Source organism: Streptomyces sp. NPDC034049, assembly GCF_055575575.1.
Genome location: NZ_JBVISJ010000006.1, coordinates 402,610 through 421,277 on the forward strand (window position 1 = coordinate 402,610; position 18,668 = coordinate 421,277).

At 73.0% G+C, this 18,668-nt stretch carries 15 protein-coding genes; 4 read left to right on the forward strand and 11 right to left on the reverse strand.

Translation table 11 applies throughout. From position 1 onward, the window contains the following. Positions 1-47: 47 nt before the first annotated feature. Positions 48-1,199, reverse strand: coding sequence for an acyl-CoA dehydrogenase family protein (locus ACZ52C_RS20560; protein WP_469076057.1), 1,152 nt, complete (start codon positions 1,197-1,199; stop codon positions 48-50). Between the two features lie 73 nt (positions 1,200-1,272). On the opposite strand from ACZ52C_RS20560, the gene ACZ52C_RS20565 reads away from it, so the two are divergent. After that, the gene (locus tag ACZ52C_RS20565) at positions 1,273-1,911 is read left to right on the forward strand and encodes a TetR/AcrR family transcriptional regulator (protein ID WP_086801478.1); all 639 of its coding nucleotides are present in this window, start codon (positions 1,273-1,275) and stop codon (positions 1,909-1,911) included. 133 nt (positions 1,912-2,044) lie between these two features. Here the strand turns inward: ACZ52C_RS20565 and ACZ52C_RS20570 are convergent, their stop codons facing one another. From ACZ52C_RS20570 to ACZ52C_RS20615, 10 genes are all read right to left on the reverse strand, one after another. Further along, positions 2,045-3,370, reverse strand: coding sequence for an MFS transporter (locus tag ACZ52C_RS20570; protein ID WP_469076058.1), 1,326 nt, complete (start codon positions 3,368-3,370; stop codon positions 2,045-2,047). Between the two features lie 250 nt (positions 3,371-3,620). Then, entirely contained in the window at positions 3,621-4,706 is a 1,086-nt protein-coding gene (locus tag ACZ52C_RS20575) for a Zn-dependent alcohol dehydrogenase (protein ID WP_469076059.1), read from the reverse strand. Positions 4,707-4,742: 36 nt separating this feature from the next. Then, positions 4,743-6,131, reverse strand: a complete 1,389-nt coding sequence (locus tag ACZ52C_RS20580) for an aldehyde dehydrogenase family protein (RefSeq protein WP_469076060.1) — start codon at positions 6,129-6,131, stop codon at positions 4,743-4,745. 198 nt (positions 6,132-6,329) lie between these two features. Further along, a complete protein-coding gene (locus tag ACZ52C_RS20585; protein WP_469076061.1) occupies positions 6,330-6,818 on the reverse strand; it encodes a DUF3574 domain-containing protein in 489 nt (162 codons plus the stop codon). 122 nt (positions 6,819-6,940) lie between these two features. Next, positions 6,941-7,861 carry a class F sortase gene (locus ACZ52C_RS20590; protein ID WP_469076062.1) on the reverse strand — a complete coding sequence of 307 codons (921 nt, stop codon included), beginning with the start codon at positions 7,859-7,861 and terminating at the stop codon, positions 6,941-6,943. 58 nt (positions 7,862-7,919) lie between these two features. Further along, a complete protein-coding gene (locus tag ACZ52C_RS20595) occupies positions 7,920-8,546 on the reverse strand; it encodes a hypothetical protein (RefSeq protein ID WP_469076063.1) in 627 nt (208 codons plus the stop codon). 100 nt (positions 8,547-8,646) lie between these two features. Further along, positions 8,647-9,906 (reverse strand): MFS transporter, encoded by a 1,260-nt coding sequence (locus tag ACZ52C_RS20600; protein ID WP_469076064.1) that lies wholly within the window; start codon positions 9,904-9,906, stop codon positions 8,647-8,649. Positions 9,907-9,996: 90 nt separating this feature from the next. Continuing rightward, positions 9,997-11,475: a CitMHS family transporter gene (locus ACZ52C_RS20605; RefSeq protein WP_469076065.1), complete on the reverse strand. Its 1,479-nt coding sequence runs from the start codon at positions 11,473-11,475 to the stop codon at positions 9,997-9,999. Between the two features lie 121 nt (positions 11,476-11,596). Then, a complete protein-coding gene (locus tag ACZ52C_RS20610) occupies positions 11,597-13,852 on the reverse strand; it encodes a molybdopterin oxidoreductase family protein (RefSeq protein WP_469076066.1) in 2,256 nt (751 codons plus the stop codon). Between the two features lie 569 nt (positions 13,853-14,421). Further along, a complete protein-coding gene (locus ACZ52C_RS20615; RefSeq protein WP_469076067.1) occupies positions 14,422-15,039 on the reverse strand; it encodes a TetR/AcrR family transcriptional regulator in 618 nt (205 codons plus the stop codon). A gap of 316 nt (positions 15,040-15,355) precedes the next feature. Between ACZ52C_RS20615 and hmgA the strand changes: the two genes are divergently transcribed. From hmgA to ACZ52C_RS20630, 3 genes are read left to right on the forward strand one after another with little or no spacing between them, the layout of a single operon-like run. Further along, positions 15,356-16,681, forward strand: coding sequence for a homogentisate 1,2-dioxygenase (gene hmgA / locus ACZ52C_RS20620; RefSeq protein ID WP_469076068.1), 1,326 nt, complete (start codon positions 15,356-15,358; stop codon positions 16,679-16,681). 28 nt (positions 16,682-16,709) lie between these two features. Further along, a complete protein-coding gene (locus ACZ52C_RS20625) occupies positions 16,710-17,459 on the forward strand; it encodes a GntR family transcriptional regulator (RefSeq protein WP_469076069.1) in 750 nt (249 codons plus the stop codon). Positions 17,460-17,471: 12 nt separating this feature from the next. Beyond that, positions 17,472-18,665, forward strand: coding sequence for a type ISP restriction/modification enzyme (locus ACZ52C_RS20630; protein WP_469076070.1), 1,194 nt, complete (start codon positions 17,472-17,474; stop codon positions 18,663-18,665). Positions 18,666-18,668 lie beyond the last annotated feature (3 nt).

Here is an 18,668-nt window from a genome sequence, read left to right on the forward strand (position 1 = left end):
CGGCGCCCCCACGTACTCAGGGGCCCCACGCGGGCCGGGATCAGAAATCAGAACGCGGAGACGCCTGTCAGCGCCCGCCCGATGAGCAGCTTCTGTATCTGGCTGGTGCCCTCGTAGAGCGTCATCACCCGGGCGTCGCGCAGGAGTTTTCCGGCCGGGTACTCGTCGATGTAGCCGTAACCGCCGTAGACCTGGAGGGCGTTGTTCGCGGCGCGGACGGCGGCCTCGGAGGCGAAGAGCTTGGCCTTGCTCGCCTCGGTCGCGAAGGGCTGCCCCCGGTCGACGAGATCGGCGACGCGCCAGGTCAGCAGCCGGGCCGCGTCGACGTCCACCGCGATGTCGCTGATGAGTTCCTGGACGAGCTGGTGGTGGGCGATGGGCCTGCCGAACTGCTCGCGCTCACCGGCGTACCGGACCGCCGCGTCCAGCGCGGCCTGGGCGATGCCGACGCAGCCGGCGGCGACCGACATCCGGCCCTTGGCGAGCGCGGACATGGCGACGGTGAAGCCCTTGCCCTCGGGGCCGAGCAGGGCGGAGGCGGGCACGCGGACGTCCTCCAGGACCAGTTCGGCGGTGGCCTGGCCGCGCAGACCGAGCTTGCCGTGGATGGTGCGCCGGGTCAGGCCCGGGGTGTCGGTGGGGACGAGGAAGGCGGAGACGCCCTTGTGACCGGGGGCGTCGGTGGAGCGGGCGAAGAGCAGGACGACGTCGGCCCAGGTGCCGTTGGTGATGAACATCTTGGTGCCGCTGATGACGTAGTCGTCGCCGTCCCGGACGGCCCGGGTGGCGAGGTTGCCCGCGTCGGAGCCGGTGCCGGGTTCGGTGAGACCGAAGCAGCCCACGTACTCCCCCGCCGTGAGCCCCGGCAGCCAGCGGCGCTTCTGCTCCTCGTCGCCCCAGGCCGCGATCGTCTTCGCGACCAGGCCGAGGGAGACGGAGACGATGCCGCGCACGGAGGAGTCGCCGCGCCCCAGCTCCTCGGTGACCAGGCAGTACGTGAGGTGGTCGCCGCCGGAGCCGCCGTACTCCTCGTCGACGGTGAGCCCCAGGAAGCCGACCTCGCCGAGCTTCTTCACGATCGCCCGGTCGACGTTCTCGGCGCGGTCCCACTCGATGACGTGCGGGGCGATCTCGCGCTCCACGAAGTCGTTCGCGAGCCGGCGCGCGGCGGTCTGTTCCTCGCTGAGCTCCAGGTTCACGCGGCCCGCCTCTCGTCCGTTCCCCGTTAAATTACCACTGCTAGTTTTATGCCGCAGCCCTACTATGTGCGCCATGGCCCGACCGCGCAAGCCCCTGTTGAGCACCGACCGCATCGTGGAGACGGCGCGGGCACTGGTCGACGCGGAGGGACTGGCGGCGGTCTCCACGCGACGGCTCGCCGCCGAACTCGGGGTGAGCGGGCCCTCCCTCTACAACCACTTCCGCACCATGGACCAGATCCTGGAGGCGGTCGCCGACTCGGTGAGCGCGCAGGTCGACCTGTCGATGTTCCGGGACGGGCGGGACTGGCGGACCGCGCTGCACGACTGGGCGGTGTCGTACCGGGCGGCACTGCGCGACCACCCCAACATCGTGCCGATCCTCGCGCGGGGGCCCGGGCGGCGGCCGGCGGGACTGCGGGTCGCCGACGTCGTGTTCGGGGCGATGGTCGAGGCGGGGTGGCCGGCGGCCCAGGCCACGTCCATCGGGGCGCTGATGCGGTACTTCATCATGGGGTCCGCCATCGGGTCGTTCGCGGGCGGGTTCGTGGACGACGAGAGCGCCTACGACCCCGCCGACTATCCGCATCTCGGCCAGGCCCACCTGCTGGCCGAGCAGCAGCAGAAGGTCGACGAGCGGGCGTTCGAGGTGGGACTGCGGGCGCTGCTGGACGGCTTGGAGCAGCAGTACGAGCAGGTCGGGCCCCGGTAGGGCGGTGCCGACAGGGCTCCGCCGGAGGTGCGGGGCACCTCGCGCCGCGCCGCGAACGGACCGGGCCGCGACCCCGGACCGGAGTCCGGAGCCGCGGCCGGGGCCGTCGGCGCGAGGGGGGAGCCGGAGCGGGCTAGCTCTCGGCTCGTGAACTCGCCCTTCCCGCGAGGATCTTGATCGAGACGAGGGCGATCACCGAGAGCCCGATGATGTACGCGGACACCGCCATGGACGTGCCGGTGGCCTCCAGGAGGAGGACCATCAGGAACGGGGCGAGGCCGCCGCCGAACACCGCGGCGATCTGGTAGCCGAGGGAGGCGCCCGTGTAGCGCATCTCGGGGGTGAACAGCTCGGCGAACAGGGCGGCCTGGGGCCCGTACATGATGCTGAGGAAGCAGCTGGCGACGAAGGTGCCGACGGCGAGCCACAGCAGGGAGCCGGTGTCGACGAGCAGGAACAGCGGGACGGCCCACAGGGCGATGCCGGCCGCGCCGAACGCGTAGATCCGGATCCTGCCGAGGCGGTCGGAGAGGGCCGCCGCGGCCGGGATCAGCACCAGCTGGGTGAGGCTGACGCACAGGGAGACCGCGAGAACGGCACTGCGTTTCATGTCGAGTTCGCGGGTGGTGTAGTCGAGGACACCGGTGATGAGGATGTAGAACGTCGCGGTGTTCACGGCGAAGGAGCCGCCGGCCAGGAAGACCGTGCCGAGATGGCCGCGCAGGATCGTCCTGAGCGGGGAGCTCTTCTCGCCCTTCTCCTGCTCCGCCAGCTCCCTTTCGGCCGCCCGGAACTCGGGGGTCTCCTCGACATGGCGGTGGATGTACCAGGCGAGGCCGAGGACGAACAGGCCGACCAGGAAGGGCACGCGCCAGCCCCAGGCGGAGAACGCCGAGTCGCTGGTCGCCGCGCCCACGACCAGGAACATCGTGTTGGCGCTCACCACGCCGATGGGGACGCCGAGTTGGACGAAGCTGCCGTACACGCCGCGCTTGCCCTCGGGGGCGTACTCGGTGGCCAGCAGCATCGCGCCGCCCCACTGGGCGCCGACGGCCACGCCCTGGGCGACGCGGAGGAGGACGAGCAGGACCGGAGCGGCGATCCCGATCGTCTCGTACGTGGGGAGGAGGCCGATGCCGGTGGTGGCGAGGCCCATCAGGGTGAGCGCCAGGACCAGCATCGGCTTACGGCCCCGTCTGTCGCCGAGGTGACCGGCGACGACGCCGCCGAGGGGGCGGGCGAGGAAGCCGACGGCGAAGGTGGCGAACGCGGCGAGGACTCCCGCGGAGGAGCTGCCGGCGGGGAAGTAGAGGTCGCCCAGGACGAGGGCGGCGGCTATGCCGAAGACGAAGTAGTCGTACCACTCCACCGCCGAGGCGAGCGCCGCGGCGGTGGCCACCTTGCGGTGGCTCTGGGGGCGGGAGGTGGTGACGGGGGCGGAAACGGGAGCGGTGTCCATGCGAGCACACTCCGGTGGGTGCGGGGACGTTCCCGGGAACGTACTGACCGGACGGTATGCAGGTCAACGGTCGTGCGTGGGTTGCTTTGGGTTGGAGGGAGAGGTCTTCGGGTCGGGGAGTTTCTTCGGGTGCGGGCGGGTGGGGGCCGGTCACGCAGTTCCCCGCGCCCCTAGAAGACTCCGGGCGCTGCCCATGCTCTTTCGAGGCTCGGGGAAGTGCGCGACCGGCCCCCGCTCGGCCGCAGGCGGATCAGAACGTCACCAGCGCCCGGCCGCCCTTGCCCGCTCGCATGTTGTCGAAGGCCACCGGGATGTCGTCCAGGGAGATGCGGTCGGTCACCAGGGCGGCGAGGTCCAGGCGGCCGGCGCGGATGTGGTCGGCGAGGACCGGCACGTCGCGGGCCGGGTCGGAGTTGCCGTAGACGCACCCGGAGAGCGTGCGACCCCAGTGGAAGATCTCCAGCGCGTTGAAGGTGACCTGCTGGTCCTTGCCGCCGATGCCGACGACCGTGGTGCGGCCGCCGCGCCGGGTCGACTCCCAGGCCGTCCGGATGGTGACCGCGCGGCCCACGCACTCCACGGCGACGTCCACGCCCTGCTTGCCGGTGCGCGCGCGGATCTCGCGGGCGGTGTTCTCGGAGGCCACCACGTACTCCGTGGCCCCCATCGCCCGGGCCAGCTCCTCCTTCGCCGGGGAGACGTCCACGGCGACGATCCGGGACGCGCCGGCGATCCGCGCGGCCTGGAGCGCGGCCAGCCCGACGCCGCCCGCCCCGAACACGGCGACCGTCTCGCCCTCCCGGACCCGCGCCGAGTGGTGGACCGCGCCGTACCCGGTGAGGACCGCGCAGCCGAGGAGGGCCGCGTCGGTGAGCGGTACCCCGTCCGGCGCGGGGAGCACGCAGCCGGCGGTCACGACGGTCTCCTCCGCGAAGGCGGCCACGTTCAGTCCCGGGTGGAGATCGGCGCCGTCCCGGGCGCGGCGGGCGTACACGTTCTGGGAGCCGAGCAGCGCGTTCGCGCACAGCCAGACCTCGCCGAGCGAGCAGGCGTGGCAACTCCCGCAGGACGGGGCCCAGTTGAGGACGACTCCGTCGCCGGGCGCGACATGGGTGACCCCGTCGCCGACCGCCAGGACGGTGCCCGCGCCCTCGTGGCCGAGCACGGCGGGCACCGGCACCCGCATGGTGCCGTCGGACAGCGACAGGTCGGAGTGGCAGACGCCGGCGGCGGCGAGCCGCACCCGGACCTGGCCGGGCCCGGGGTCCGGCAGCTCGATCTCGGTGATCTCCAACGGGGCACCGACGGCGGGCAGTACGGCGGCTCGAACGGCCATGGGGACGACTCTCCTACTGGTTCGCCTGGAACCCGGTCAGAACTGCAGGGACTTGGTCTGGAGGTACTCGGCCAGGCCGTGCGCGCCCAGTTCGCGCCCCACGCCCGACTGCTTGTAGCCCCCGAACGGGGCCCGCGGGTTGAAGCGGCCGCCGTTGATGTCGACCTGGCCGGTGTCCATCCGGCGGGCGAAGGCCACGGCCTCGTCCTCGTCGCCGGCCCAGACCGCGCCGGCCAGCCCGTAGACCGTGCCGTTGGCGATCCGCAGGGCGTCGGCCTCGTCCTCGTAGCGGAGGATCGACAGGACCGGGCCGAAGATCTCCTCCTGCGCGATCGTCATCTCGGGGGTGACGTCGGCGAAGACGGTGGGGCTGACGAAGTAGCCCAGCTCACGCGGGGATTCGGCGCCGCCGGCGACCAGGCGGGCGCCCTCGGCCACACCCTTCTCGATGTAACCCCGCACCCGCGCCTGCTGCTTGGCGTTGACGAGCGGGCCGATGCGGTCTCCGTACTTCGCGGCGGCCTGCGCGGCCAGCTCGACGGCCTCGTCGTACCGGGAGGTGTGGACGAGCATCCGGGTCCAGGCGCTGCACGTCTGGCCGGAGTTGGACATCACGTTGGCGACTCCGACGCTCACCGCCTTGGCGAGGTCGGCGCTCGGGAGGATGACGTTGGCGGACTTGCCGCCGAGTTCGAGGGCGACCTTCTTGATCGCGGCCCCGGCGGTCGCGGCGATCCACCGGCCCACCGCCGTGGAGCCGGTGAAGGAGACCAGGTCGACGCCGTCGTGCTCGGCGAGCGCCTGTCCGGCGACCGGGCCCAGGCCGGTGACCAGGTTGAACACTCCGGCGGGCACGCCCGCGTCGTGGACGGCCTCGGCGAAGAGCTGGGCGACCAGCGGGGTGTCCTCGGCGGGTTTGAGGACCACGGTGCAGCCGGCGGCGAGGGCCGGGGCGACCTTGGCGACGATCTGGTGCAGCGGGTAGTTCCAGGGGGTGATCGCGCCGACGACGCCGACGGGCTCGTGGTGCACGGTGGAGTTGCCGACCTTCTCCTCGAAGGCGTGCCCGGCGGCCAGTTCGGCGTACGAGCCGGCGACCGCGACCGGCAGGTCCGCGTGCACCCTCTGCGAGAACGGCAGCGGCGAGCCGAGCTCCGCCGTGACCGTCTCGGCGATCTCCTCCCGGCGCGCGGCGAGCACGTCGCGCAGCGCGCCGATGATCGCTCCCCGCTCGGCGGGCGTGGTGGCGGCCCAGCCGGGGAGAGCGGCGCGGGCGGCCCGCACGGCGGCGTCGACGTCCTCGGCGGTGCCCGCCGGGACGCGGCCGATCACCTGCTCGTCGGCCGGGTTCACGACCTCGATCGTGTCGGTCCCGGCGGCGGGGCGCCAGGTACCGCCGATGTACATGCCGTCGTGTGCCTTCATCGTGCTGCCTCCCGGGCGGGCGTGGTCGTCCGCCCCAAAAACTAGCCCTGATAGTTTTCCGGCACCAGGCCTTCGGGGAGTGAGGCAGGACTCGTCGGCGACGTGTCGGCGGCGCGTCGCCGGAGAGGCGGCTGACGGGGCGGGTGACGGGTCGAGGGGGCGGGCGATGGGTCGAGAGGTGGCGGGGAGCCGACCGGCTCAGAAGTCGACCCGCTTCCTGTCGTCGACCCGCGCCACCGCCTCCTGGGCGAACTCCTCGCGGTAGTCGCCGCGGATCTCCTCGATCCGCCGGTCGCTCTCGGCGGCCGACGCCGGCGGATACAGCAGGATCAGCTCGTACGACCGCTCCTTCTCGATCGTCCCGCCCGCGTCCCGCCACTGCCCGTGCCCCTCCTGCACGGTCAGCCCGTCCGGAAAACCGGGGGTGACCTCGCGGTCGACGAAGGTCATGAACTGCTCGTCGGTGACGGCCGGACCGCCGTCGGGCCGCTCGGTGCCGAAGAGGAGCCGGGTCTCGAGGTACGGCGTCCCGCGCGCCGGGGCGATCACGGACCCGGCGGGGGCGTCCTCGGCGAGGGTGGCGTACGCGGTCGGGGCGCCCACCACCAGCAGACAGGCGGTGGCCGCGAGGGCGACCCGGGCGCGGGTACGGCGGTGGGCTCGGGGGGAGGCGGGGAGCGCGTTCATGCGTCCACCTCTAGCGGTACCGCCGCTTCCGGTTGCGGCGGCCGCGCCGGGGCCGGTTCCCGTGTGCGTCCGTACGCCCCCGGGGCTCGGCAAGGAGTGCGGCGCGCGCCCCGCACGCCGGTTCACGGCTTACGCGCCGGTTCCTTGGTCGTGGTGAGGTGGGCGAAGACGACGACGTTGCTCCCGTACCCCTTCCTCCGGTCGTACGTCCCGCCGCAGGTGATCAGGCGCAGTTCGGGGCGCCCGCGATGGCCGTACACCTTCCTGCTGGGGAAGCGGTCCTTCTCGTACGACTTCACGGCGTCCACCGTGTAGACGGCGGTGCGGCCGTCGGCCCGCAGGACCTCCACCAGGCGGCCGGGCTTGATCACGTCGAGCGCGGCGAACACGGCCGGGCCCGTGCGGGTGTCCCGGTGACCGACGACGACCGCCGTGCCGGGTCCGCCGGGCGCGGGCCCGTCCGCGTACCAGCCGACCAGCTTCGGCTTGTCGTCCGGCGGCGCGGGGAGCCGCCGCCGGGCGTCGAGGCGCAGACCGGTCACCGGCGCCTCGATACCGAGGTAGGGGATGCTGACGGTCCTGGCCGGGGACGGCGGCAGCGTACGGGGGTGGGCGGGTTTCCCCGGCCCGGCCGGCCCGGGGGCGGGCGGCGCGGGCCGCACCGGCTGGGCGGGGGTGGGCGCGGCAGGCGTCGGACTCGTGGATCCGGCGGGCGTCCGGCCCGTCGGCACGGTCGCAGGGGTGGGCACCGTCGGTGGGGTGGGCGGCCGGGCCTCCCACCCGGACGACGGCCCGGTCTCCTGCGTGGTCACCGGGGCGGCCGACGCGGCCGGTTCGGCCCGCTGGTCGGGCGTCGCCGTCGAGGGCGGCGGGGACGCGGGCTCGTCGGGTGGCGGGGGCGTGAAGTACAGGGACGCCCGGGCGCGTGGCTCGGCCGCACCGCGCGCCCCGGAGTCGACCCAGGCGGAGCCGGCCTCGGCGGTCCCGGTCCGCTCCCTGCCCTCCGCCAGGTGGACGCCGCCCACCACCAGCGCGGTGGCCATGACGGCCGTCCGCGTCAGGCGGTAGGCGCGCGTCCGGTGCCAGGGCCTGCGCCGGCGTCTACGCGGCGCCATCGGCGCGGCGACGGCGCAGCCGCAGATAGGCCACACCGCCGACCGCGGCGAGACCCACGGTGGCCGCGCCGGCGACCGGCGAGAAGTTCTGGGTGAGGGCGAGACCGCCGCCACCGGCCGGCACCGCGCCTTCGGGCCCGGCGAGGCCGTTGAGCGGGCAGTCGACGTTGATGTCCCGGCGCCCCTCCTCCAGCGTCCCGCCGATGGTCCTCCAGGTCAGCACGTAGTTGCCGTCGGGCAGGCGCGCCGCGTTCGGGGGCGCCACGGGCGTGCTGTGTCCGGTGCCGTCGGCCGCGAGGGTGATCTCGCCCGTGGCGACGGGGTCGGTGCGCGGCGCGGGGGGCTGGCGGTCGATGGTCCAGCTGATGCGCTGCGACGGCGTCGGGTCCTCGGGGAAGTTGAAGGCGGAGAGGTAGAAGTCGCAGACCAGCGGCTGGTTGCGCTGGTTGTCGAACGGGAAGCCCACCTTGTGGATCACGACGTCGGGGTCGCCCGGGGCGGCGACGGCGGCCGGTGCCGTGATCAGGCTGGCTCCCGTGACGGTGAGTGCCGCGAGGACGGCGGCGGCACTCGCGCGCACTCCGGCGGGGCGCGGGCGGGACGAGGCGGACATGCAGAACCTCCGAGTCGGACGATTTTCACACAAATCGCTCTTTCGCCTGACTCTCTGTCACATCACACCGGACACGGGGGGAGCCGCGCCCGACGACCCCTCAGATGTCCCCCTTACGGCTCAGGGACGCGTCCGACGCACCCGACCGCGCGTCCTTGCCCGTGCGCTTCCCCGAGGTGCCGCTCCCCCGCCCAGGCTCCGCCGGCGAGCGCAGGGCGATGACCGACGACACCAGCAGCAGCGCCCCCAGCATCACGAACGGCGCGGCCACGCCCGCGACGCCGGCGATCAGACCCGCGGCGGCCGGTGCCCCGGCCTGTCCCAGCCGGTTCCCCGTCAGGCGCAGCGCGAGGGCGGTGGAGCGGGCCTCGTCCGGCGCGGCCTGCACCACCGTCGTCATGGACAGCGGCTGCCCGACCCCGAGGCAGAACCCGAGGACGGCGAGGATCAGGGCGAGCGCCCACACCGGCACCGGCAGCGCGATCCCGGCGCACAGCACGGCCGCCAGCACACAGGTGACCGTGAGCAGTGCGGTCCTGCCGAGCAGCCGCAGCATGGGCGTCATCACCAGACGGCACGCGATGGTCGCCGCCGCCCGCAGGCTGAGCAGGAGGCCGATCACCGACGGCGCGATGCCCCGGTGTTCACCGACCACCGGAAGATACGCGGTGAGGATGTCCGTCGCCGACAGCACGGCGAGGCTGACGAAGATGCCGCCCGGCACGCCGCGGGTGCGCAGGATGCGGTGCACGGGCACGCGTTCGCCCGGTGCCGTACGGGACTTGGGCTCGACCGGGCGCTCTATCCGCCACAGCGAGGTGAACGCGACCGCCGCCCCGGCCCCCGCGACCACCAGCGCCAGGGCGCTCGTACGGGCCATGTCCGGGCCGCCGATCAGGGCGCCCGCGGCGATCGGGCCGACCAACTGGCCGAGGGAGGCGCCGATGGTGAAGTGGCCGAAGTTGCGGTCGTGTTCGTGCGGCGCGGACTGGCGGGCCACCAGGGACTGGGCGCCGATGACGAAGGAGAGGTGCCCGAGGCCCATCACACCGCTCCAGACGGCCATCGCCACCAGGGAGTCGGCCCGACCGCTCATGGCGCACCCGCCGGAGATGAGGACGACGCCGACCGGCAGCAGGGGTGCGCACCGGCCCTGGTCGGTCCTGCGGCCGAGCGGGACGGCGGCGAACAGCGGGAGCAGGGCGTAGACCCCCGCGATCACACCGACGGCCCGTTCGTCGGCGCCCAACGCGAGGGCCCGGTAGGACACGGCGGGCCGCGCCATCGACACCGCCCCCTGCGCGAAGCTGAAGGCGATGACGAGGCGGAGCAGCCAGCCGCGGTTCCTACCGGGCCTCACGATGCGGGTCCTCCTGGGGGAAGTTCACGCCGGTCCGAGCGAACTTCGCTCCATGACGCGGGAGTCGGGTCCGACGGTTCGGTCGGTGCCTCAGATGATGCCGAACAGCACGCCCGCGCCGAGGATGATCAGCGAGGTCGCCGCCGCCCACTTGACCACGAACTTGGTGTGGTCGCCGAACTCGACCTTGGCCATGCCCACGAGCACGTACACGGCGGGGACCAGCGGGCTGGACATGTGCAGCGGCTGGCCGACGAGGGAGGCGCGGGCGATCTCCAGCGGGGAGACCCCGTGGGCGGCACCGGCCTCGGCGAGGACCGGGAGGACACCGAAGTAGAAGCCGTCGTTGGACATGAAGTAGGTGAGCGGCAGGCTCAGGAAGCCGGTGACCAGGGCCATGTGCGGGCCCATGCCGGCCGGGATGCCGTCGACGATCCACTTGGCCATCGAGTCGACCATGCCGGTGCCCTGGAGGACGCCGGTGAAGACGGCGGCGGCGAAGACCATCCCGGAGACGTTGAGGACGTTGTCCGCGTGGGCGGCGAGCCGGTCCTTCTGGTCGGGGATGTGGGGGAAGTTGACCGTCAGCGCGAGCGCGGCGCCGAGGATGAACAGCACCGGGATCGGCAGCCACTCCATGATCATGGCGGTCAGCAGCGAGACCGTGAGCAGCGCGTTGAACCAGTACAGCTTGGGGCGCAGCGTCGGGCGGTTGGGGTCCAGGCCCTGGAGGCGGACGTCGTCCGCGTCGTCGTCCTCGGCGTCGGTGCCGGAGCCCGCCCCGCCGGTGCTCTTCGTCGTACGGACCTTGTCGTCACCGGAGGCGGAGCCGGAACCCGAACCGGATCCGGCGGCCGACGAGGCGCCCGCGCCGACGAGCACGGTCTCCTCGGAGCCGGACGTCTCCTCGTCCTTGACGATCTTCTCCTGCTCCAGGACCTCGTCGAGGCTCAGCACACCGAGGCGCTTGCGCTCGCGCAGACCGAGGAAGTAGGCGAGGACGAAGACGAAGAGCAGACCGACGGCGAGCGCCGGGATCATCGGGACGAAGATGTCGCCGGCGTCGAGCTTGAGCGCGGTGGCGGCACGGGCGGTCGGGCCGCCCCAGGGCAGCGTGTTCATCACGCCGTTGGCGGTGGCGGCGACACCGGTCATCACGACCAGGCTCATCTTCAGGCGCTTGTACAGCGGGTACATCGCCGAGACGGTGATCATGAAGGTGGTCGAGCCGTCACCGTCCAGCGAGACGATCGCGGCGAGCAGGGCCGTGCCGATGACGATGCGCAGCGGGTCGGCCTTGCAGAACTTCAGGATGCCTCGGACGATCGGGTCGAAGAGGCCGACGTCGATCATGAGGCCGAAGTAGACGATGGCGAACATCAGCATCGCGGCGGTGGGCGCGAGATTGCCCACCCCCTCGATGACGTAGTCGCCGAGATGGGCTCCCTTTCCGACGAACACGCAGAAGAGTGCCGGGATCAGCACGAGCGCCGCGATCGGCGACATCTTCTTCATCATGATCAGGACCAGGAAGGTCGCGATCATGGCGAAGCCGAGGATGGTCAACATGTGGATACCTAACGTTCGCCCTTGAACTCCCACCAGGGCACCGGCGGTGCGACGACGTTAGGGCGGCCCGACAAGTCTTAACAAGACGTTGACATGCGAGCAATAAGCGCAGAACTCCAGGTCACAGCGTTGCGCCTGCTCGGGACAGCTCGACGGGGATGCCGTTGAGGACCGCGTTGCCCGACAGCGGGTCGAGCAGCGAGCCGTCGAGGAGCTGGTTGACGTTGGCCCCGGGGTCGATCGCCGCGTGGCTCATACGGGTGCCCGGACGGTCGTGTCCCCAGCCGTGCGGAAGGCTCACGACACCCTGTCGTACGACGTCGGTGACCTCGGCGGGAGCCGTGACCTCTCCCCCGGCGCCCTTGATCCGTACGGCGTCCCCATCGGCGAGGCCGAGGCGGTCGGCGTCGTCGGGGTGGATGTGGAGGGTGCAGCGGTTGGTGCCGCCGGTGAGGGCGGGGATGTTGTGCAGCCAGCTGTTGTTGGAGCGGAGATGGCGGCGGCCGATGAGGACCAAGCCGTCCGGGCGCTCGCGCAGGGCGGTGCGGAGCCTCGGCAGATCGTCGACGATCGGCCCCGGGAGCAGCTCGATGCGGCCGCTGACCGTCTTCAGCGGCTGCGGCAGTCGGGGCTTGAGCGGTCCGAGGTCGATGCCGTGCGGGTGGGCGAGGAGCTTGTCCAGCGTCAGTCCGTCCGGGTTCGCGCCGAAGCCCTCGCCGTACGGGCCGAGGCGCAGCATCATGTCGAGCCGGCGCTCGGGGCCGGTGTCACCGGTGAGCAGGCCCGCGAGTTCGCGCGGGTCGCGGCCGTGGACGGGCGAGTGGGCCTCCTGCACGGCCTTGCCCAGAGTCTGGCCGATCACCAGGTCGTCCACGGCGGACGGGTCGGCGCCGTGCATGCCGGTGGCGGCGAGGGTGAGGCGGGCGAGGATCTCGGTCTCGGCCATGCGGCCGTCCTCCAGGGGGACGGCGGCGCGGTTGTAGCGGACCTGGTTGCGCACTGCGAAGGCGTTGAACGCGAAGTCGAAGTGCGGGGCCTGCGAGGGCGGGGGCGGCGGCAGGACCACGTCGGCGTGGCGCGCGGTCTCGCCGAGGTAGGGGTCGACGCTGACCATGAAGTCCAGCGAGCCGAGCGCCTTGTCGAGGCGGTCGCCGTCGGGTGCGGAGAGCACGGGGTTGGCGGCGACGGTGATGAGGGCGCGGATCGGGCTGCCCTCGGGGGTGGCGGTGTCGATCTCCTCGGCGAGCGCGGAGAGCGGCAGTTCGCCCTTGGCCTCGGGGTGGCCGCCGACCCGGCTGTGCCAGCGCCCGAGGCCGAAGCCGCGACCGGGCCCGGCGGGGCGGGGGGTCTTGTCCGTCGCGGAGTGCGGGAACAGCGCGCCGCCGGGCCGGTCGAGGTTGCCGGTGAGGATGTTGAGGACGTCGACCAGCCAGCTGGCGAGGGTGCCGTGCGGGACGGTGCAGCTGCCGATGCGGCCGTAGACGGCGGCGGTGGGCGCGGCGGCCAGCTCGCGGGCGAGCGCCCGGATGGTGCCGGCGTCGACGTCACAGGCGCCGGCGACGGCCTCGGGGGTGAACTCCCCCATGGCGACGGCGAGTTCGTCGACGCCCTGCACATGCGGGGCGAGGTTTCCGAGGTCGGTGAGCGCCTCCTCGAACAGCACCTGGGTCATCGCCGCCAGCAGCAGGGCGTCCGTGCCCGGCCGGATGGCGATGTGCCGGTCGGCGAGCTTGGCCGTGCGGGTCAGGCGGGGGTCGACGACGGTGAGGGTGCCGCCGCGCGCCTTGAGGGCCCTGAGCTTGCCGGGGAAGTCGGGGGCGGTGCACAGACTGCCGTTGGACTCCAGCGGGTTGGCGCCGAGGAGCAGCAGGTGGTCGGTGCGGTCCAGGTCGGGGACGGGGATGGCGTGGGCGTCGCCGTAGAGCAGTCCGCTGGAGACGTGCTTGGGCATCTGGTCCACGGTGGAGGCGGTGAAGAGGCTGCGGGTGCCGAGTCCGGCGAGCAGGACGGGCGGGTAGAGGGCGCCGGCCATGGTGTGCACGTTCGGGTTGCCGAGGACGACGCCGACGGCGTTCGGGCCGTCCGCCTCGACGACCGGTCGCAGTCCGGCGGCGACCGCGTCGAAGGCCTCCGCCCAGGTGGCTTCCCGTAGCTCCCCGTCCTTGCGGAGCAGTGGGGTGCGCAGCCGGTCGGGGTCGCCGTCGGCCGCCCCGAACGAGGCGCCCTTGGGGCAGATGAACCCCTTGCTGAACACGTCGTCCCGGTCGCCGCGGGCCCCGGTCACCCGGGTGCCCTCGATGGTGAGGGTGAGTCCGCAGGTCGCCTCGCAGAGCGGGCAGACACGCAGGGCGGTGCGGGAGTCGGTGGTGGTGGACACGGGTCCTCCCGGAGGGGGCGGCGGCGACGGTGACGCTCGGACGGCGGGCCGCGCGCACAGAGCACGCGACACCGAGGCCGAGCATACCGACCGGTATGCACTACGGGGAGGGGCTGCCGGGGGTCTTGTCGGGAAACGGCGAGAACGACGGGGAGGCGCTTGCCGGGAAGGGGGGCGCCTGCGAGGCGGGGATTGCCGGGATCAGCGGCACCCTCGGGGCGCGGCCCCACGGAGACGGCAGGGCCGAGGCCGCGCTCCGAAGCCGGGGGGCCGGGGACCCGGGGGCCGGGGGCCCGGGGGCCGGGGGCCCGGCGGCCCGACGGGTCAGGGACCCAGGGGCCGGGGGCCGGGGGGCCGGCGGGTCAGGGACCCGGGGGCCGGGGGCCCAGAGGCCGGGGACCCAGAGGCCGGGGACCCGCCAGGATCGCCGGGCCCGGGGCGGGGCCTCAGCCCGGCCTGCGCGAGAGGCGGACCTCGCGTTCCGCACACGCACGAGAGGCCGGCCTCAGTCCCGCACGCCCGCGCGAGAGGCCGGCCTCAGTCCCGCACACGCACGCGAGGGGCCGGCCTCAGTCCAGTACGCGCGCGAGATAGGCCCGCAGCAGCTCCCGCATCTCCAGGATGATCCGCTCGTCGCCCTCCGGGGAGACCCGGAAGGCGAGGTGGACCAGGGTGTCGGCGGTCTCGACGGCGATCAGGAAGGTGCGGCGCAGATCCTCGTCGGGGGTGCGGTCGATGAACGCGGAGAGCAGTTGCGACAGGCGGTCGGCGACGCGGTGATTGGGTTCCTGGCGGCTGCCGCCGACCGGGATCTGGTTGCCGAAGTCGATGAGGGCGAAGCCCGGGGTGTTGCGCTTCATGTCGAGGTACTCGTCGAGGACGGCGTCCATCGCGGTGCGCCAGTCCCGCCGGCCCGTCGCCTTCAGGCGGCGGGTGACCCGGTCGGTGAACCGGTCCAGGTTGCGCTCGGCCAGCGCGTCGGCCATCGCGCGCTTGTTGCCGAAGAAGCGGTAGACGGAGCCGATGGGCACACCCGCGCGCAGCGCCACGGCACGGGTGCTCAGCGCGTCGTAGCCGACCTCGTCGAGGAGGTCGGCGCAGGCGTCGAGGATCCTGGTCAGTCGTTCGGCACTGCGCCGCTGCACGGGGGCGCGGCGCAGGGAGGTCGCCTGGGACATGGGCTTCATGATGCCTTTCCGCCTAGGTCCGATGAGCTGTCCGAATATCAGTACGGCCGGTACCGCCGCTCCCGCTCAGCGCGGGACCGCGCGGACACGGACATCCGCACGCCCACAGCCTGCCGGGAGACTAGAGCACCGCACTGACAGGACGGATCCCCCCGCGGTCCGGTTCTCCCCCTCCGCCCGATGCACCCGATCTGTGGACGCCCCGGCGGCGTCCGGTTGTCGTCCGTCGGGCCCCCGCCGCCGCTTCCTCCCCTTGCACGCGCCCCGGCCGAATCCTACGGTGAAGCACAGGAATCGGGAGCGTGAGGGAGCGGGCATGAGCGGGGACGCGAGGAAGACGGCCGAAGGGCTGGAGTACCTCTCCGGCTTCGGCAACGAGCACGCCTCGGAGGCGGTCCCGGGCGCGCTGCCGCATGGCCGCAACTCCCCGCAGCGCGCCCCGCTCGGCCTGTACGCCGAGCAGCTCAGCGGCACCGCGTTCACCGAGCCGAGGTCGCACAACCGCCGCTCCTGGCTCTACCGGATCCGCCCCTCGGCCGCGCACCCCCCGTTCACGCGCACGGACAACGGCGCGCTGCACACGGCCCCCTTCACCGAGACCGTCCCCGACCCCAACCGGCTGCGCTGGAACCCCCTGCCGGAGCCGGCGGAGGGCACCGACTTCCTCGACGGGCTGTGGACCGTCGGCGGCAACGGCGACGCGACCCTGCGCACGGGCATGGCGGTGCACCTGTATCACGCCAATTCCGCCATGGAGCGGGTCTTCGGCGACGCGGACGGCGAACTCCTGATCGTCCCCGAGCGGGGCGGCCTCCTGCTGCGCACGGAGTTCGGCCTGCTGCGCGCCGAGCCCGGCGAAATCGCCCTGATCCCCCGGGGTGTCCGCTTCCGCGTCGACCTCCTCGACGGCTCCGCCCGCGGCTACGTCTGCGAGAACTACGGCGCCCCCTTCCGCCTCCCCGACCTCGGCCCCATCGGCGCCAACGGCCTCGCGAACGCCCGTGACTTCCGGGCGCCGGTGGCCGCGTACGAGGACGTCGAGGGCCTGGTGGAAGTGGTGAACAAGTTCTGCGGCAACCTCTGGACGGCCGGCTACGACCACTCCCCGCTCGATGTGGTCGCCTGGCACGGCAACCACACCCCGTACGTCTACGACCTGCGCCGTTTCAACGTCATCGGGACGATCTCGTACGACCACCCGGACCCGTCGATCTTCACCGTGCTGACCTCGCCGAGCGACACCCCGGGCCTCGCGGCGGTGGACTTCGTGGTGTTCGCGCCGCGCTGGCTGGTGGGGGAGGACACGTTCCGGCCGCCCTACTTCCACCGGAACGTGATGAGCGAGTACATGGGCCTGATCGAGGGCGCGTACGACGCGAAGACGGCCGGAGAAGGGGGCTTCGTGCCCGGGGGCGGCTCGCTGCACACCATGATGTCGGCGCACGGTCCGGACCGGGAGACCTTCGACCGGGCGAGCGCGGCGGAGCTGGAGCCGCAACGGGTGGACGACGGACTCGCGTTCATGTTCGAGACGCGCTGGCCCGTCCTGACCACCGCGCAGGCGGCCCGCTCGGAACAACTGCAGCAGGGGTACGACGACGTGTGGTCCGGGCTGCGGCGCCACTTCGGCCCGTTGCGCTGAACCCGCCGGGCCGGGTACGGATACCGACGTGACCTCCTTCGCTCCGGACTCGATCGTCCTGAACCGCAAGCTGCCGCTCTGGTACCAGGTGTCGCAGTCCCTGCGCGCCTCGATACTGGGCCGGTCGCCACAGGAGCCCCTGCGGCTGCCGACCGAGGAGCAGCTGGCCGGGCACTACGGCGTGAGCGTGCTGACCATGCGGCAGGCGCTGAAGGAGCTGGAGGGCGAGGGGCTGATCAGCCGGCACCGCCGGCGCGGCACGTTCATCGAGCCGAGCGCCCGGCGGGGCTCACCGGTCCGGCTGCTCGGCTCCGTGGACGCGATCGTGGCCCAGCAGTCGGGGATGACGACCGAGCTGCTGGAGCAGGGCAGCACCCCCCTGTCGGGTGAACTCTCGCAGTACTTCCCGGACTTGACCGAGGTGGCCCTCTACCACCGGCTGCGCGGCGACGAGCGGACGGGCGAGCCCACCAACCACGCCCGCAACTACGTCCGCCCCGAGCTGGCCGAGCGCATCGACCGCGACGATCTGCTGCGCTGGCCGATGACCAAGGTGCTGCGCGACGTCGTGGGCGTGCGCATCGGCCGGATCACCGACACCGTCGAGGCCCGGATCGCCGACCCGGAGACCGCACGCCTCCTCCAGGTGCCGCTGCTCAGCCCGATCCTGCACTACACGGGCGTCACCCACGACGAGTCCGGCCGTGTCCTCGACGTCGCGGTCATCCACTACCGGGGCGACCGCTTCTCGTTCACCGTGTCCCTCGACGCCCACTGACGAGGCCGTACGATGCCCAGCGTGACGCCCGACGACGCTCCGCCGCTCGCGGACCTCATGCCGTGGTCCGTCGCACCGCCACGGCTGGGCCGGGGGTGGCCGACGGCCCCCGACGCCGTGTCCCTGAAGGCCCGCTGGGACGCCCTGATGAAGGCGGAGGGCCCGGACCGCGAGACCCTGTTCGCCCCCACCCGCTCCCGCACGCTCACCTCGGCGGTGGCGCAGCTGCCGGGCCGGACCACCGGCACCGGCCGGCTGGCCCGGGAGTCGGGCCCCTGCCCGGAGCCGGTCCGGGTGCTGGCCGCCCCCTTCGACGAGCAGTGGCTCGTCCCCGACCACCGGCTCATCGACGCCGCCCGTCCCGAGCTGTGGCGGGTGGCGGACGAACGCCAGGTCTTCGTGGTCGAACAGACAGTCGCCCAGGACTCCGTGGGCCCCCTGCTCACCGCGTCGTCCGTGCTCCCGCTCGCCCCGCCGCACGGCCCCCGCATCGGCCGCGTCCACCCGCTGTACCGCCGCCCGGGGGCCGTCGAGCCGAACCTGGCACCGGGTCTGACGGAGTACCTGGGCGAGCGCCTCGGCACCGGCGGCGTCGATCCCGTCGACGTCCTCGCCTGGATCCTGGTGGCCGCGCGCCCCGGCCCCGGCCGTGTCGCGGTGCCCCTCCCGGCCGACCCCGGCCTCTGGTCGCGGGGCGTCGAGCTGGGCCGCCGTGTCCTGTGGCTGATGCGCCGCGACGGCGAACGCCCGAAGCTCCCCGGCGGCCGCCGGCCCTATGTGCGCGCCCCGCTCCCCTCCCGTCCCGTCGAGTTCCGCTACGACCGCGACGAGGAGACCCTCGTCGTCGACGAGGGCCGTATCTCCCCCGTCCCGTCCGAGGCCTGGGACTTCGAAGTCGGCGGTCTGCGTGTGCTGGAGGAGTGGTTCACCCGCCGGACGGAACCGGCGGAGTCAGGCACCCTGGAGGCGATCCGCCCGGCGACCTGGCCGCAGTCCTGGACGTCGGAGCTGCTCGAACTGATCACCGTGCTGGCGCTGCTGGCCGAACTGCGGCCGAGCCAGGAGGAGTTGACGGTCGGGGACCCGATCACGACGACGGACCTGCGCCGGGCGGGAGTGCTCCCCGTCCCGGACTCCTCCCGTCGGCCCGCCTCGGTCCTGGACCACCGCGAGGAGGGCCCGGAGGGCCAGTTCACCCTGCTGTAGGGC